At 74.3% G+C, this 14,847-nt stretch carries 11 protein-coding genes; 5 read left to right on the forward strand and 6 right to left on the reverse strand.

What is annotated here, in order from left to right:
* Positions 1–14 precede the first annotated feature (14 nt).
* Both ACIQGV_RS00890 and ACIQGV_RS00895 read right to left on the reverse strand, forming a co-directional pair.
* Positions 15–1,379, reverse strand: a complete 1,365-nt coding sequence (locus ACIQGV_RS00890; protein ID WP_402488541.1) for a KamA family radical SAM protein — start codon at positions 1,377–1,379, stop codon at positions 15–17.
* A 5-nt stretch (positions 1,380–1,384) separates the two neighbouring features.
* Positions 1,385–2,293: a proline iminopeptidase-family hydrolase gene (locus ACIQGV_RS00895; RefSeq protein WP_402488544.1), complete on the reverse strand. Its 909-nt coding sequence runs from the start codon at positions 2,291–2,293 to the stop codon at positions 1,385–1,387.
* Between the two features lie 458 nt (positions 2,294–2,751).
* Between ACIQGV_RS00895 and ACIQGV_RS00900 the strand changes: the two genes are divergently transcribed.
* Positions 2,752–4,023 (forward strand): nucleotide disphospho-sugar-binding domain-containing protein, encoded by a 1,272-nt coding sequence (locus ACIQGV_RS00900; RefSeq protein ID WP_402489458.1) that lies wholly within the window; start codon positions 2,752–2,754, stop codon positions 4,021–4,023.
* Positions 4,024–4,051: 28 nt separating this feature from the next.
* Here ACIQGV_RS00900 and ACIQGV_RS00905 read toward each other — a convergent pair whose 3' ends face one another.
* The 4 genes from ACIQGV_RS00905 to ACIQGV_RS00920 form a co-directional block, all read right to left on the reverse strand.
* Positions 4,052–4,726 carry a 4'-phosphopantetheinyl transferase gene (locus ACIQGV_RS00905; RefSeq protein ID WP_402488546.1) on the reverse strand — a complete coding sequence of 225 codons (675 nt, stop codon included), beginning with the start codon at positions 4,724–4,726 and terminating at the stop codon, positions 4,052–4,054.
* Positions 4,727–4,738: 12 nt separating this feature from the next.
* Positions 4,739–5,527 carry an FkbM family methyltransferase gene (locus tag ACIQGV_RS00910; RefSeq protein ID WP_402488548.1) on the reverse strand — a complete coding sequence of 263 codons (789 nt, stop codon included), beginning with the start codon at positions 5,525–5,527 and terminating at the stop codon, positions 4,739–4,741.
* 201 nt (positions 5,528–5,728) lie between these two features.
* Positions 5,729–7,039 (reverse strand): ABC transporter permease, encoded by a 1,311-nt coding sequence (locus tag ACIQGV_RS00915; RefSeq protein ID WP_402488551.1) that lies wholly within the window; start codon positions 7,037–7,039, stop codon positions 5,729–5,731.
* 2 nt (positions 7,040–7,041) lie between these two features.
* Positions 7,042–7,824 (reverse strand): ABC transporter ATP-binding protein, encoded by a 783-nt coding sequence (locus tag ACIQGV_RS00920; RefSeq protein ID WP_402488553.1) that lies wholly within the window; start codon positions 7,822–7,824, stop codon positions 7,042–7,044.
* Between the two features lie 164 nt (positions 7,825–7,988).
* On the opposite strand from ACIQGV_RS00920, the gene ACIQGV_RS00925 reads away from it, so the two are divergent.
* The 4 genes from ACIQGV_RS00925 to ACIQGV_RS00940 all read left to right on the forward strand — a co-directional run bounded on the left by ACIQGV_RS00925 (position 7,989) and on the right by ACIQGV_RS00940 (position 14,720).
* The gene (locus tag ACIQGV_RS00925; RefSeq protein WP_402488555.1) at positions 7,989–8,909 is read left to right on the forward strand and encodes a kinase; all 921 of its coding nucleotides are present in this window, start codon (positions 7,989–7,991) and stop codon (positions 8,907–8,909) included.
* 418 nt (positions 8,910–9,327) lie between these two features.
* Complete coding sequence (locus tag ACIQGV_RS00930) at positions 9,328–10,218, forward strand: hypothetical protein (protein WP_402488557.1); 891 nt, start codon at positions 9,328–9,330, stop codon at positions 10,216–10,218.
* Entirely contained in the window at positions 10,215–12,506 is a 2,292-nt protein-coding gene (locus ACIQGV_RS00935; protein WP_402488560.1) for a bifunctional serine/threonine-protein kinase/ABC transporter substrate-binding protein, read from the forward strand. The genes ACIQGV_RS00930 and ACIQGV_RS00935 overlap by 4 nt, the downstream gene beginning before the upstream one ends.
* Positions 12,507–12,572: 66 nt before the next feature.
* A complete protein-coding gene (locus tag ACIQGV_RS00940; RefSeq protein ID WP_402488562.1) occupies positions 12,573–14,720 on the forward strand; it encodes a bifunctional serine/threonine-protein kinase/ABC transporter substrate-binding protein in 2,148 nt (715 codons plus the stop codon).
* The last annotated feature ends 127 nt before the right edge of the window (positions 14,721–14,847 follow it).

Genomic DNA, 14,847 nt, shown 5'->3' on the forward strand with positions numbered 1-14,847 from the left:
GCGGCCGCCCGTCCTCAGACACGACCCGCCCCCGCTCGCTCGCCGGACACCCCGTCACCCGCCGGACCCCCGAACGCGGCCGCGATGTCGGCCGGCACCGAGGAGTCCAGCTCCAGCTGGTCCATCCAGGCCGCCGTGGCGGACCAGCGGGCCAGGAACGGCCGGCCCACCAGCTCCGGGCGGCGTGCCTGGAGCATCCTCAGCCGCAGGAACCGCCCCCGCGGGGTCTCCTCGACCCCGTCCACGGCCACCTTGCCGGGCGTCGCCGACATCACCGGCCCCCGCACCGTACGGGCGAGGCCCGGCAGCTTCTGGTAGGCGGCACGGAAGATGTCGTACGCCCGCACCAGCGGCACCTCGAAGTACTGCCGCGGCCCGGTGTCCCGCTCCACGAACATGTAGTACGGCACCGCGCCCGCCGACAGCTCGCCCCGCCACAGCTCCGCCCAGGTGCGGGCGTCGTCGTTGACGTGCGCGATCAGCGGTGCCTGGCAGTAGACCAGGGCGCCGGTGGCGCGGATGCGGGCCAGCGCGCGGCGCGCGAGCGCCGTCTCCAGCTCCCGCGGATGACTGAAGTGCGCCATCACCGCGAGGTTGCGGCCCGACGCCACCACGTCCTCGAACAGCCGCAGCACGTCGTCGGCGTCCGGGTCGGTCACGAACCGCTGCGGCCAGTACGCCACCGACTTCGTCCCGATCCGCACGGTCCGCACGGTGTCCACGGACAGCACCGGCTCCAGATGGCCGCGCAGCCGCTCGGTCGTCATCACCATCGGGTCGCCGCCGGTGACCAGCACGTCCGACACCGCGGGATGCAGCTTCAGATACTCCACCAGCCCCGCCGGGCCGGGCGCCGCGAACCGCAGGTCGGCGTCCCCGATGAACTGCGCCCAGCGGAAGCAGTAGGTGCAGTACGAGTGGCAGGTCTGCCCCTGCTGCGGGAAATACAGCACCGTCTCGCGGTACTTGTGCTGCACCCCGGCCAGCTCTTCGCCCGCCAGCCGGGGCACGTTCAGCTCCTTCTGGCCCGACGGGTGCGGATTGAGCCCGGCCCTGATCCGTGCCACCTCCGCCGCCAGTTCCCTTCTGGGAACACCGCGCCGGAGCATGTCGACCAGCAGCGACTCGTCCTTCGCCGCGAGCATTCCGCGCTGCGGGAAGACCAGTTGATAGACCGGGTCGTCGGGAATGCGGTGCCAGTCGACGAGTTCCGACAGGACGTACTCGTTGACCCGGAACGGAAGCACCTGCGAAACCGCCCGGACCGACGCGAGCGCGTCCTCGGGAATTCCGTAGCGCGCCGCCACGTCGTCGATGTGCTGAGGACCGATCGCCCGGAATCTCGGCGGGGTTCCGGAGTCCGACACGGAAAGGGACATTCGCTTCACTCTCCGAGGCTTTTCAGGAACTCGACCAGCGTCGCCCGGAAACGCTCCGGTTCCTCGAGGTGGGGCATGTGGCTGGAGTTCTCGAAAACCTCCCAGCGCACATCGGGAATCAGATCCGCGTACGGCCGCACCGTGACGGCGGTGGCCTCGTCATGGGCGCCGGACATCACCAGGGTCGGCACGGCGATGTCCGCCAGCCGGTCCTCCAGCGACCAGTTCCTGAGCGTGCCGACGACATGGAACTCGCTGGGCCCGTTCATGGTGCGGTAGACGGTCGGATCGTTCGCCGTCTCCATGGTGGTCGCCAGATACTCCTTCGGCCACGGGTCCGTCCGGCACACATGCCGGTCGTTGAACACCCGCACCGCCCGCGCGTACTCGGCGGAGTCGGTGGTGCCCGCGGTCTCGTGCCGGCGCAGGACGGCGTCCACCTCCGGCGGCAGCGCCGCGCGCAGCACCTCCATCTCCTGCCGCCACAGCGGGTAGGAGGCGGGCGAGTTGGCGACGACGAGACCGCGCAGCCCGGCCGGCCGGTCGGCGGCGTGCCGGGCGGCCAGGAGACCGCCCCAGGAATGCCCGAACAGCACGTAGTCGCCGCCGATCCCGAGATGCCGCAGCAGATTGCCGAGCTCCTCCAGGAACAGCTCGACCGTCCAGAACTCCGGCCCCGCGTCGGGCAGATGGGACGAGGCGCCGTTGCCGAGCTGGTCGTAGTGCACCACCGGCCAGCCGTCCTCGCCGAGCGCGGCCAGCCGCAGCAGATAGTCGTGCGTGGCACCCGGTCCGCCGTGCACGACGACCACGGTCGGCCGCCGCGTGTCGGTCGTCCCCGTCTCGCGATACCAGGTGCGGTACCCGCGGAAGGGAATCCACCCCTTGGCCCTGGGGCGCGGAGCCACGGACATGCCCATCACCTCGCTTCCGGTCGCGTTCCTGTCTAACCGCCGGGCGAGCGCGCACACCAGCCCTTAAGGGGTCGCACCCCCTAGGGCGAGCGGGGCGGATCACGGGCGTGCCACCGGTCCGGGAGCGGCCGCCGCCGGCGCCGCGCCCGCCCGTCCGGACCCCGCCGCACCCGTGCGAAGGACCTTCCGCGGCCCCCGGCCCGTGTCCGGCCGCGCGGCCCCGCCCACCAGCGCCGACGGACCCGGCCGGCCGCCCCGCCCCGTCACCGGCGCCCGCACCCCGGACGCGCGCCGGACGTCCGCCCGCCCGGGGCGCCGCCCCGGCGGGCCGGGCGGGCCCGTCCCGCGGTGCCCGCGGCGGACCCCTAACCTGCCGTCCGGGCCGCGCCCGGCCCGGCCCGCGCACGGTATAAATCGGCATCACCCCGCCTCGGCTTTGGGAGAGTTCCGTGCGCGTGATGCTGATGTCGTTCCCTACCCGCACCCACATCTACAGCCTGGCCCCTGTCGGCTGGGCGCTGCGGGCCGCCGGTCACGAGGTGCGCTACGTCGGCCAGCGCAACCCCTCGGAGATCGACCCGTTCCTCCAGACAGGACTGGACTGCCAGTGGGCCGGCGGCGACATGGACATCGCCCTGCACCGCAGGTACGCCGAACCCGGCAACGGCACGGCGAACAGCTACTCGCCGCTGTCGGAGACCCGGCCGGAGAAGCTGACCGACGACTTCGTGGCCGACGTGTACCGCTCCACCACCGGCATGGTCCAGTACTTCAACCGTGACCGGCTGCTGTCGGAGACCCTGCGCTTCGCCCGCGACTGGCGGCCCGACCTGATCGTCTGGGACCCGCTGATGTACACCGCGCCGATGGTCGCCCAGGTCGTCGGCGCCGCCCATGTGCGCATGCTCTACGCCCAGGACCAGAACGCCCGGGTCCACTTCGAGTACGAGAAGCTCAGGGCCCGCCGGCCCGACACCGACTGGCCCGACCCGCTGGCCGACTGGATGTCCGACTGGCTGGGGCGGCACGGCGCCGCCTTCCACGAGGACCTGCGCTTCGGCATGGCGACCGTCGACCCCTCGCCGGCCTGCGTCCGCCTCCCCCTCGACGTGAACTACCTGCCCGTCCGCTTCGAGCCGGTCAACAAGCCGCTCGCGGTGCCCGACTGGGTGTTCCAGGAACCCGGCCGGCCCCGGGTGATGCTCACCCTCGGCGTGTCCAACCGCCAGGTCCACGGCTACGAACAGGCGTCCGTGACGGACCTGCTGGGCGCCCTGGGCGACCTGGACATCGAGGTGGTCGCCACCCTCGACCGCTCCCAGCTGTCCTCCGTGGACCGGCTGCCGTCCAATGTGCGCGCGGAGCCCTTCGTGCCCATGAACGAGGTCCTGTCCACCTGCTCCGCGATCGTCCACCAGGGCGGCGGCGCCACCATCGGCAACGCCGTCGTCAACGGCGTCCCCCAGCTCATCGTGCCCGGCACGACCTGGAGCGAGCGCTCCTCCGCCGTGGCCCAGCAGGAACGCGGCTACGGCCTCTACGTCGACCTGGCCGACGCCACCGCCGAACGCGTCCGCGAACTCGTCCTGCGCCTCCTGCGGGAGCCGTCCTTCCGGCGCAACGCCCGGGAGGTGCAGCAGGAGATGCTGGCGACGCCCACCCTGGCCGACACGGTCCCCGCGCTGGAGTCCCTCGCCGGGGCCGGCCGCAGCCTCGCCCCCGTGGCCTGACCGGCACGGCCGCCCCGCGGCCGTGCCGTCACCGCGCCGGCAGCGCGATCGCCGTGACCAGCAGGCCGGACCCCGCCGCCCACCGGCCGTCCAGCACCTCCACCCGGCGTCCGGCGACCACCGGGCCCGGCACCAGGAGCCGGGCCCGGAACGTACCGGTGTCCGGGGACACGGTCAGCTCGGCCTCCTCGAACTCCAGGCTGCGCCGGGTCAGCGGGTACCACGTCTTGAAGACGCTCTCCTTGGCGCTGAACAGCAGCCGCCCCCAGTGGACGCCGGGACGGCGGGAGGCCAGTTCGGCGACCATCCGCCGCTCGGCGGGCAGGGCGACGGCCTCCAGGATCCCCTCCGGCAGCGGCCGGTCGGGCTCGGCGTCGACACCGATCGAGGCGGCGTCACCGGTGCGTGCCACCACGGCGGCCCGGTACCCGTCGCAGTGCGTCATCCCGCCGACGACACCGGCCGGCCACTGCGGAGCCCCCCGACGGTCGGGCAGCAGCGGCACCGGCGCGACCCCGAGCCGCTCCAGCGCCGCCCGCGCGCACACCCGCACGGACGCGAACTCCCGCTGCCGCTGCGGCACGGCCCGGGCCATCCGGGCGGCCTCCTCGGGGAACAGCACGTCCGCCGGTTCGCCGGGAACGTCGTCGTAGCGGTGCCGGGCCACGGCCCACGACGGCACCAGGTCCCCGATCACCGGCACGGATCCGGGGTGTCAGACACGGTTCGCGGTGACCATGTGCGTGCTGGCCCCGCTGTACATCTCCTGCTGGGTGTCGTCGATCCGGAAGCCGTGGTCGCGCAGCATCCCCTGGAACTCGTCCAGCCGGCCCTCGACGTCGTGCACCTCGGCCACCACCGACCGCACCAGCGGCCAGTGCCGCTCCTGGAGCCCCCGCAGCACGTCCAGCTCGGCACGCTCCACGTCGATCTTCAGCAGGCCGATCTCCTCGATCCGGCGCTCCTCGATCAGCTGCGACAGGGTGATGACCGGCACCTCGAACCGCCGCGCCCCGGAGCGGGACGCCGTGAAGAACGACTCGCGCCGCGAGGCGTCGTCGACCCCGGCGTTGCGCAGTGCGGCCTCCATGTTGCGCCGGTCGTCCGCCTCGTCCACGTGCAGCGTGGTCATCACCTCGCTCTGCGGGTAGTACGTCAGCTCCGCCGTGCCCGCCGAGGCGCCGATCGCGGTGTTCACCGGCACCCCCTTCGGCAGCAGCCGGAAGAAGTTGTCCGCCAGACACGCGTACGTCGGCGGCGCCGGCTCGCAGGCCACGACCCGGATGCCCGGCTGGGTCCCGGCGAGCAGCAGCGCGGTCAGCCCGACATGGGCGCCGACGTCGACGATGGTGTCGCCGGGCCGCAGCACCGCCACCGACCGGGCGTACAGGCCGTCGGAGAACTCCTGCCACACACCGGCCGTGTTGAACTCGTTGGTGCAGGTGATGGCGCGGCCGTCGGGGAGGGTGAACTTCTCGAACTGCCGGCTGTCACGTTCCGTCATGAGGCTGTGGTCCCTCTCGGTCGCGGCGGTGGAGGAGCGGGCGGCTGCGGATGCCGGGGCGGGCTCGCGCGGTCCACCGCGACACCGCCCGCGGCGCCATCATGCAGGGGCGGGGGAGGGGCTTCCTACCCCTTCCCCACCCCTACTCCGGCCACGGCGGCCGCCCGCCGGGGCACGGGCCCGGCGGGCGGCCGCCCCGGCTCAGGCCCCGGCCGAGGCGGCCTCCACCGCGGGCACGCGCAGCACCTGGCGTGCCGTCGCCAGCGTGGTCACCAGGGTCGACGCGGCCGCGATCACGGCGATCGTCACCCAGATCGCCGGACCCAGTTCGGGCACCGCGTCGCCGGTGCGGGCCCGGCTGTAGGCGAGGATGCCGGCCACGGCCGCCCCGGTGCCCAGCACCACCCCGAGCACGGTGAGCGCGAGCCCCTCCGCCGCGACGACACCCAGCACCTGACGGGGCGTCGCCCCGGCCAGCCGCAGCTGCCCGAACTCCCGGACCCGCTCGGACGTCGCCGCGTACAGGCCGTTGACGAGCATCACGCAGGCGAACACCACGATGATCCCGACGACCACCAGGTTCAGCGTCTCCAGGTTCTTGTCCTCCACGGTCTGCGACAGCCCGGACGCCTTCAGCGTGTCCGTCGCGACCGTCTGGATGTACAGGGTGCCGGTCGCCATCCCGACGAAGGAGACCAGCGGCAGGAAGATGCCCGACTGCCGGTCGGCGCCCTGCCGCAGGGTCATCCCGGAGAGCGTGCCGCGCGCCGGGGCCGCCAGGATCCGCAGCAGCGCCGGGGCCAGCAGACCGAGACCGAGCGAGAGCAGGATCGCTCCGTAGCCCGCCGGGGCCATCAGGATCGGGTCGTCCGGCTCCAGGGTCCCCGTCACGGCGAGCAGTCCGGCCGCGACGAGGGCCAGCACCACGGCACCCGTCGTCCGCGCCCGTGTCCGGGGCTGCTCGGTCCGCCCCAGCGCGCTCCGGGTGGCCCGGCGCACAGCCAGGAAGGCGCCCCCGACGGCGGCGACCAGCGTGGTGCCGAACCCCATGGCCAGGGCCACGGCGCCGAAGACGTAGTCCACCGAGGGCGCGACCTGGTCGGTGTCCTGGAACACGTCCAGCAGCGCCCGCCCGCCGAACCACGCGGGCACGATCGCGAGGGCCGCGCCGACGAGGGCGACCAGCGCGGACTCGCCGACCACCATCAGCCGCACCTGGCCCGGAGTGGCGCCGGCGGCGCGCAGCAGCGTCAGTTCGCCCGACCGCTGGCGGACGTTGACGGTCATGGTGGAGGCGACGGCGAAGAAGACGAGCAGTGTGCCGTAGCCGCCGACCACGTTGGCGGCGATGCCCAGCGAGGTGGCGCTGGTGTCGTCGACACCGGGGGCGCTGCGGGTGTCGAACATCGAGGCGAACGCCATCACGATGGCCGCGCCGAGGAAGGTGGCCAGCAGGGTCGAGACCAGCCGGCCGGGCTGGAAGCGGACGTTGCGCAGGGCCATCGCGAACACGGTCACACCTCCGAGCGGCGGTTGTCGCCGGGGTGCCGGTCGCCGAGGTGCGTGAGACGCTCGGCCACGGCCTCCGGCGTGGGGACGTCCATCCGGCCGGCCATCCGGCCGTCGGCGAGGAACAGCACCGTGTCCGCGTGCGACGCGGCGACGGGGTCGTGCGTCACCATCACCACGGTGTGGGAGTGGACGGCGACCGTCTCGCGCAGCAGCAGCAGGATCTCGCGGGCGCTGCGGGTGTCCAGGGCGCCCGTGGGCTCGTCCGCGAAGATCACCCGCGGCCGGGCGACCAGGGCCCGCGCGATGGCGACCCGCTGGCGCTGGCCGCCGGAGAGCTGGTCGGGCCGGTGGTCGAGCCGGTCGCCCAGCCCCACCCGGTCGAGGATCTCGCGGGCGGCCCGCTTGTCCACCCGGCGCCGGGCGAGCTTCAGCGGCAGCACGGTGTTCTGCATCACCGTCAGCGTGGGCAGCAGGTTGTACTGCTGGAACACGAACCCGATCCGGGTCCGCCGGAACCGCGTCAGAGCCGCCTCGCTGCGGCCGGTCATCGGCTCGCCCTCCACGAAGACGGTCCCGCTGTCCGGCCGGTCCAGTCCCGCGGCGCACTGCAGCAGAGTGGACTTGCCCGAGCCGGAAGGGCCCATCACGGCGGTGAACTCGCCGACCGGCAGGCTGAGGCTGACGTCGTCCAGGGCGACGACCGAACTGTCGCCCCTGCCGTACACCTTGGTCACACCGTCCAGCCGCAGTGCCTCGGCGCCGGCTTCCTCCGTGTGTCGTGACATCCCAGTTCCTCTGTCGTCGGCGTGCACCGGTTCCCTCACCCTGACGAAGTTACTCACCGCACACCTCACACGCACTGGGTGTAGCACCCCGACAGGGGTGGTGCTGAGTGCACCCCTACGGGCCCCATACTTCCGCTCGTCGCCCCTCGGAGGAGGTCAAGGGCATGGCGGAGCATTCCGGTTGGCGTACCGGCACGGCGTCGGCGCCGGTCCATCACGGCGAGGTCCTCCAAGGGGTCTTCACCCACCGGGGCCGCCCCACCCGCGCCCTGGTCACCCTGCCCTGCGCCCTGCACACCACCCGCGCGACGTTCACCCCCGCCCCCGGCGGACGGCTGACCGTCTCGCCCTCCTGGAAGAGCAAGGCCCTGCGCGCGGCGCGGCTCGCAGCCGACGCCTGTGCCCGGCCCGGGGACCCGCCGGCCGGCGGCCGCCTCGAACTGACCGGGGAGGTCCCGCCGGGCCGCGGGTTCGGCTCGTCCACCAGTGATGTGCTGGCCGCGGTCGGCGCGGTGCAGGCCGCCCTCGGGGTCACGCTGACGCCCGGGACGGTCGCGCGGATGGCGGTCCGCGCGGAGACGGCGTCCGACTCGCTGATGTTCCGGGAGAGTTCGGTGCTCTTCGCGCACCGCGAGGGCGAGGTCGTCGAGGACTTCGGCCACCCGCTGCCGGCCGTGCGCGTCCTCGGCTTCGGCTCCCGGCCCGGCGGCCGCGGCATCGACACCCTGGCCCTGCCGCCGGCCCGCTACGACAGCGCCGAGCGGGCCGCCTTCGCCCGGCTGCGGACCCTGCTGCGCGAGGCCGTGCACACCAAGGACGCGGCCCTCCTGGGCGCGGTCGCCACCGCGAGCACGGACCTGAACCAGCGCCATCTGCCCATCCCGTGCCTCGACGCCCTGCACGCCGTCGCCCGCGAGACCGGCGCCCTCGGCATCCAGAGCGCCCACAGCGGCGACATCGCCGGCCTGCTCTACGACCGTGACGCCCCCGACACCGACACCCGCACCGACCTCGCCCGCACCCTTCTGCACCGCATCGGCCTGCACGAGCACTGGCTGTTCACGACGGACACCCTCGCGCCGTGAACGGGCGCCCTCACCGTGCTGCTTCACCCCTCGTCCGGCTCCCCGGGGCGCCGGCCGGCCCTCCCGCATGCTGCGCGCACCGACGGCCCTGGCGCTCACCGCCGGCGTGCCCGCGGCGACCGCGGCCGATGCGGACCGCGGTGGATGCCGAAGGGTGTCTCCGCGGAGGGGCTGCGGCGGGGACGCGCTCTGCCGGGTGCGCCGGCCCACGAGAAACCCCTGCTGTGGGCGTGACCGGTAAAGGCGACGCGCCCGATGGTGCCGCGCTGCTCCCGGGCCCGCCCGGTACGGTGCCCGCTGATGTGCCAAGTCCGTTGCAGATAAGTCGAGTTGCTGTTCCACGGCAGGCTCGGTGCGCCAGACTGTCCCCCTGCGTACCGTCGGACGGCGGGGCGCGTCCCTACGGGCGGGGGCCGGCATGACCGGACGGGGAACGGTCGTGGCAGCGATGGCGGGGACCCTGCTGCTCGCCGGGTGCACGAGTGGGGCGGACGGCGGTTCCGCCGGGCCGGCGACGACCGCTCCGGCGCCGGGCGCGGCGGACGGGGCCGACGGCACCCCGTCCCCGACGGCCACCGGGGACGAGGACGAGCCGTACACGATGGACGAGGAGCGGGCGCCGAAGACCCGCGCCGAGGCGGTGGCGTTCGTCAGGGGGCTCACCGTGCGGCCGGACAACTTCGGGCCGGGGTTCCGCAAGGCGCAGCCGTTCGAGAGCGACCCGGCCGGGTGGGCCGTGCTGGACGAGGACTGCGTGTGGCAGCGGCAGCCGCTGCCCGGCACGGTCCTGGCCAGCCTCACCCGGAGGTTCGTGCTTCCGGGCGAGGGGGACAGGGGACCGGTGCACGTGTCCCTGACCGTGACCGTCCACAAGGACACCACGGCCGCCCGCCGGGACATGGCACTGTCTCTGGAGGAGGCGCTGCGCTGCCCCGACCAGCGGCTCAACGCCACCGAGCGGGTACGCGGACTGTACTCGCGGGCCGATCCGTTCTCCGAGGCGCGCAACGGGATCACCGACGACGACCTCGTCGAGACCGGCGAGTACCTGGTGGACGGCACGAAGGGTGCCCTGCAGTTCGACTGGTTCAAGTACCGGCTCGGACCCGTCACGGTGGCCGCGACGGACCGGATCGGGGCCGGCCACAGCGCCGAGGAGGCGACCGACATCGCCGGGGGCGTGGCGCAGGGAGCCGGTCACACCTCCGCCGAGATCGACAGCATCGGCGGCAACACGGCCAAGGACGCCGCCACCGCGGGGAGCGAGGAGAGCACGGGCACCGCCGAGGAGACGGAGGGTTCGCGATGAGTGAGCCGCTGATGCCCACCGACCCGTCCCGCATCGCCGGCTTCCGGCTGCTGCGGCGTCTCGGCGCGGGCGGCATGGGCGTGGTCTACCTGGGACGCGACGGGGACGGCACCCTCGCCGCGGTGAAGGTGATCCGGGGCGACAGCGCCCACGACCCTGCCTTCCGGGCACGGTTCACCCGCGAGGCCGACCTGGCCCAGCGGGTGACGAACCGCTGGGTGGTGCCCGTGCTCGGCGCGGACACGCAGGCCGACGAGCCATGGCTGGCGACCGCGTTCGTGCCCGGCCCCTCGCTCGCCGAGGCCGTCGCCGCACACGGCCCGCTGCCCCCGGCCGCCGCCCGCTCGCTCGGCAGGCTGCTGGCGGACGCGTTGGCGGACCTCCACGCGGCCGGGCTGGTCCACCGGGACGTCAAGCCCGGCAACGTGCTCCTGGCCCTCGACGGGCCCCGGCTGATCGACTTCGGGGTGGCCCGGGCCGAGGACGACACGGCGCTGACGGCCTCCGGCATGGTCCTCGGCAGCCCCGGCTTCCTCTCGCCCGAACAGGCCCGCGGCGAACCGGCCACCTCCGCGAGCGACGTCTTCTCCCTCGGCGGCGTCCTGGCCCACTCCCTGACCGGCCGCCCGCCCTTCGGCACCGGCACGCCGGAGGCCCTGCTGTACCGCACCGTCCACGACGAACCCGGGCTCGAAGGGATCGACGGCGGCTCGCTGGCCCTCGTCTCCCGCTGTCTGTCCAAGGACCCGGCGGACCGGCCGACGGCCGAGGAGCTACGACACCTCCTGACCGACGGCGCCCCATTCGACGAGGTCCCGGACGACGGCGCCCCCGACGGCGGAGCCCGACCGCCGGCCCCGGCAGACGACGGCCTGCCACCGGCCCCGCACGGCACCCTCCACCTCCCCGACGCGATCGCCCGCATGATCGCCACGCGCTCCGCCGAAGGTCTCGCGCTGCCCGGGATCGAGCCGACCGAGATCGACGGCTCCGGCAGCGCACCGGCGGCCGCCGGCGACGAACCCCGGGACACCGCGGCTCCCGGACCGAACCGGCGCCGACTGCTGCTGGCCGGCGGGGCGCTGCTGCTGGCCGGGGGAGGCGCGGGTGCCGCCGCGCTGCTCACCGGCCGCGAGGACGAGGACGAGAAGCCCGCCGCCGTCCGCCCCGTGTACACCCTGGGCGTGCATGTCACCGACTCCGCGGAGCCGATCAGCCGGGTCAGTGAACGCGCCGCCCTGCTCGCCGTCGCCCAGCACAACGCCGTCAGGAACCGCAGGTACGACCTGAAGGTCCGGGTGCTGCGGGACCGTGGCGACGTGGCCGGCGCACAGGACGTGGCGAGCCGCTTCACCGCCGACCGGGACGTGGTGGCCGTCCTCGGGCCCGTCACCGAGCTCCCGATGCGGTCGGCGGCGAAGGTCTACGGTCGGGCCGGGCTGACCCATGTGTCCAGCAGCACGGGCCAGCTGGACTATTTCGTCACCTCACCCACGGCGTCCTTCCAGACCGGCGTGGCACATGTCGCGCTCGGCGGGTGGATCGCCCTGCACGCCCTGATCACCAACCGGCTGGGGCGCATCGGCGTGGTTCTGGACCGCTCCGGGGGCACGACCGTCCAGGACCAGGCGTCCCTGCTCGTGCGGCAGTGGCGCGACACCTTCGGCGGCCAGGCGGTGCCCCGCGTCGTGGCCGAGGGGACCGGCGACGGCCCGGACGCCGTACGAGGGCTGCTCGCCTCCGAAGTGACCGCCATCGCCTACCTCGGCCCCCTGGACGCCACCGTCGCCGCGGCCCGGCAGCTCGCCACGGCCGGCTTCACCGGCCCGCGCTGGATGCAGCATCTGCTGTACGGCTCGGAGTTCCCGAGCCTGGCGGGCACCGCGGGCGAAGGCTGGTACGTCGTCGACTCCGCGGCCGATCCGTCCGCGCTCACCACCCGGGCGGCGCGGGACTTCACCGCCGCGTGGCGGGCCCGCTACAAGGCCGCGCCGGAACCGTACGCCGCGGAGGCGTACGACTCGGTGCGCATGCTGCTCGGCGAGTTCGCCCGCACGGTACCCGCGAAGCGCGGTGCCCGCCCGGTGCGGGCCGCGCTCGGCGAGCGCATGGCGAAGGTCACCTACCAGGGCATGGACCGGACGTACACCTTCGGCGACTACCACCAGTACAACAGCGAAGGGGAGGGATGGATGACCAGCACATACGTGCACGAGGCGCACAACGGCCGCTTCCGCCAACTGGGCTCCCTCGCCGACCTCCAGGCCGCGGCGGGCGCCGGAGGCTGAGCCCCGGGCGCGACAGGCGGGCACGACCGGCGGACAGCAGAGACGGACAGAAGGGAGGTCGGTGGAGTGGACCGGCTGCTGCCGTCCGACCCGTCCATGATCGGTGAGTACCGGCTGGCGGCGAGGCTGGGCGCGGGCGGGATGGGCGTGGTGTACCTGGCACGCTCCCCGCACGGCATCTGGTGCGCCCTGAAGTCGATCCGCCCCGAGCACGCCGACGACCCCGGGTTCCGCGCCCGGTTCCGCCGCGAGACGGAACTGGCGGCTGGGCTGCGGGCCCGCTGGACCGTGCCGGTGCTCGCGGCCGACGCCGACGCCCGCTCCCCGTGGCTGGCCACCGCCTACGTGGCCGGCCCCTCCCTCGCCGAGGCCGTCGCCCTGCACGGCCCCTGGCCGGCGGAGCAGTCGCGCTGCCTGGGGGCCGCGCTGGCCGAGTCGCTGGAGGGGGTGCACGCCTGCGGGCTCGTCCACCGGGACGTGAAGCCCGCCAACATCCTGCTCGCCGCGGACGGCCCTCGCCTGATCGACTTCGGCATCGCCCGCGCGGTCGGCGTCACCGCGCTCACCACCGACGGGTCGGTCGTCGGGTCGCCCGGCTATCTCTCGCCCGAGCAGGCCCGCGGCAGCACGGTGGGACCGCCCAGCGACGTGTTCTCACTGGGCTGCGTCCTCGCCCACACGGCCACCGGCCGCCCGGCGTTCGGCTCCGGCGGAGCGGCCGCGGTGCTGTACCGGACCGTGCGTGAAGAGCCCGACCTGGACGGAGTGCCCGGCGAGCTCGCCGGGATCGTACGGCTGTGTCTGTCGAAGAACCCGGAGCAGCGTCCGGCGGTGGGCGAACTCCGTGAGTTCTTCGGCCGGTTCGACGAACGGCACTGGCTGCCCGAGGGCGTGCCCGCCCTGGTCGCGGCCCGCGCGGCGCGGGTGCTGGAGCTGCCGGTGCCGCAGGGCACGGTCACCGAGGGGCCTCCGGCGGCGGACACGCCGGAAGCACCGGACACGGTGACACGCGAGGCCGGGCCGAGGGCAGGGGCCTCCCGGCGCCGGGCGCTGACCGTCGGCGGTGCGGTGCTCGGCGTGGGTGCGGCGAGCGTGGGCGGCTGGTGGCTCTGGGGCCGCCCCGGCCCGCCCGCGCCGACCGGCACGAAGACCCTGCCCCGGAGGGCGATCGGCCTCCTCGGTGACCGGTCCGACGCCGTGTTCACCGCGCACGAGCGCGGCGCCCGGCTGGCGGTGAGCGAACACAACGGCGCTTCGCGACGCGCCTTCGACCTCGTCCTGCGCACCGCCGACGACGCAGGCACCGCCGAGGGGGCCGCCGCCGCGGTCGCCCGGCTGGCCGCCGATCCGGAGGTGTCCGTGGTGATCGGCGCGGGCACCAACGCGACCGTGCCCGCCGCGACGGAAGCCTGCGCCCGGGTCCGTCTGGCCCAACTGGTCACGCGGGCCGACACCGACGAGCTCGACGCCGTCACCACCACCACGACCCTGCTGATGCGCTCGACGAGAACCGCAGGACCGCCCGCGATCCTGCGCCATCTGAACCGCGTGGTGAAACCGGCCCGCACCACGGTCGTGCACGACCTGACCGACGCCGAGGAGAGCCTCCGGACGATCCGCAGCATCGTCGTGCACAAGAAGCTCGACGGGAAGGCCACGGTCGAGGAGGCCGCCGCGGACCGGGACTTCGGCTCCGTGGCCCGGCGGATCGCCGACCGTGACGACGACGCCGTCCTGCTGGCGGGCGTCGATCCGGGCCGGGCCGCGTCCCTGGCCCGTGCCCTGCGCGAGGCCGGGTACCGCGGCCCGTGCCTGGCGAACGAGCACGTGCTCGGAGCGCGCTTCCTCGCGGAGGCGGAGGGCTGGCTGATCGGCACGGGCTGCACCGACGCCGCCGACCCCCGTCTCAAGACCTTCGCCGCGGCCCACCGTGCCCGCTTCGGCACCGCTCCCGCGCCCTGGGCCGCCGAGGCGTACGACGCCGTACGCTTCGCCGCCCACGGCCTGACCGCCGCGGGCGACGACCCCCGTACCGCCCTGCGCTCCGAACTCCTGCGCGCCCCCTGGCAGGGCGTCACCCGCAGGGTCAGCTACGACGCCGGCTCCGAGTTCTTCAGGACCGACGAGGACGCGGGCGCCTTCCTGTACCGGGTGGAGGACCACACCCTCCACTTCGTGGCACGCTCGGACGACATCGGCAGAACGGCGGGGTGACACGCAGTCACGCGCCGGCCGCCGGAGTCCTGGGCCGGACGCCCGGACAGGCGGCACGCCTGTCGGACGCCCGGACGCGGGGACGGCGAGCCGGGGAGACCGCTCTTGCCCGAACTCTTCAGGCACA

The sequence above is a fragment of the Streptomyces sp. NPDC093094 genome (assembly GCF_044754345.1).
Classification (GTDB): Bacteria; Actinomycetota; Actinomycetes; order Streptomycetales; family Streptomycetaceae; genus Streptomyces.

Bases quoted from the DNA above. Each gene is read 5' to 3' on its own strand.
- ACIQGV_RS00890 (WP_402488541.1), bottom strand. From the start codon at position 1,379: ATGTCCCTTTCCGTGTCGGACTCCGGAACCCCGCCGAGATTCCGGGCG.
- ACIQGV_RS00930 (WP_402488557.1), top strand. From the start codon at position 9,328: ATGACCGGACGGGGAACGGTCGTGGCAGCGATGGCGGGGACCCTGCTG.
- ACIQGV_RS00900 (WP_402489458.1), top strand. From the start codon at position 2,752: ATGCTGATGTCGTTCCCTACCCGCACCCACATCTACAGCCTGGCCCCT.
- ACIQGV_RS00925 (WP_402488555.1), top strand. From the start codon at position 7,989: ATGGCGGAGCATTCCGGTTGGCGTACCGGCACGGCGTCGGCGCCGGTC.
- ACIQGV_RS00935 (WP_402488560.1), top strand. From the start codon at position 10,215: ATGAGTGAGCCGCTGATGCCCACCGACCCGTCCCGCATCGCCGGCTTC.
- ACIQGV_RS00920 (WP_402488553.1), bottom strand. From the start codon at position 7,824: ATGTCACGACACACGGAGGAAGCCGGCGCCGAGGCACTGCGGCTGGAC.
- ACIQGV_RS00895 (WP_402488544.1), bottom strand. From the start codon at position 2,293: ATGTCCGTGGCTCCGCGCCCCAGGGCCAAGGGGTGGATTCCCTTCCGC.
- ACIQGV_RS00910 (WP_402488548.1), bottom strand. From the start codon at position 5,527: ATGACGGAACGTGACAGCCGGCAGTTCGAGAAGTTCACCCTCCCCGAC.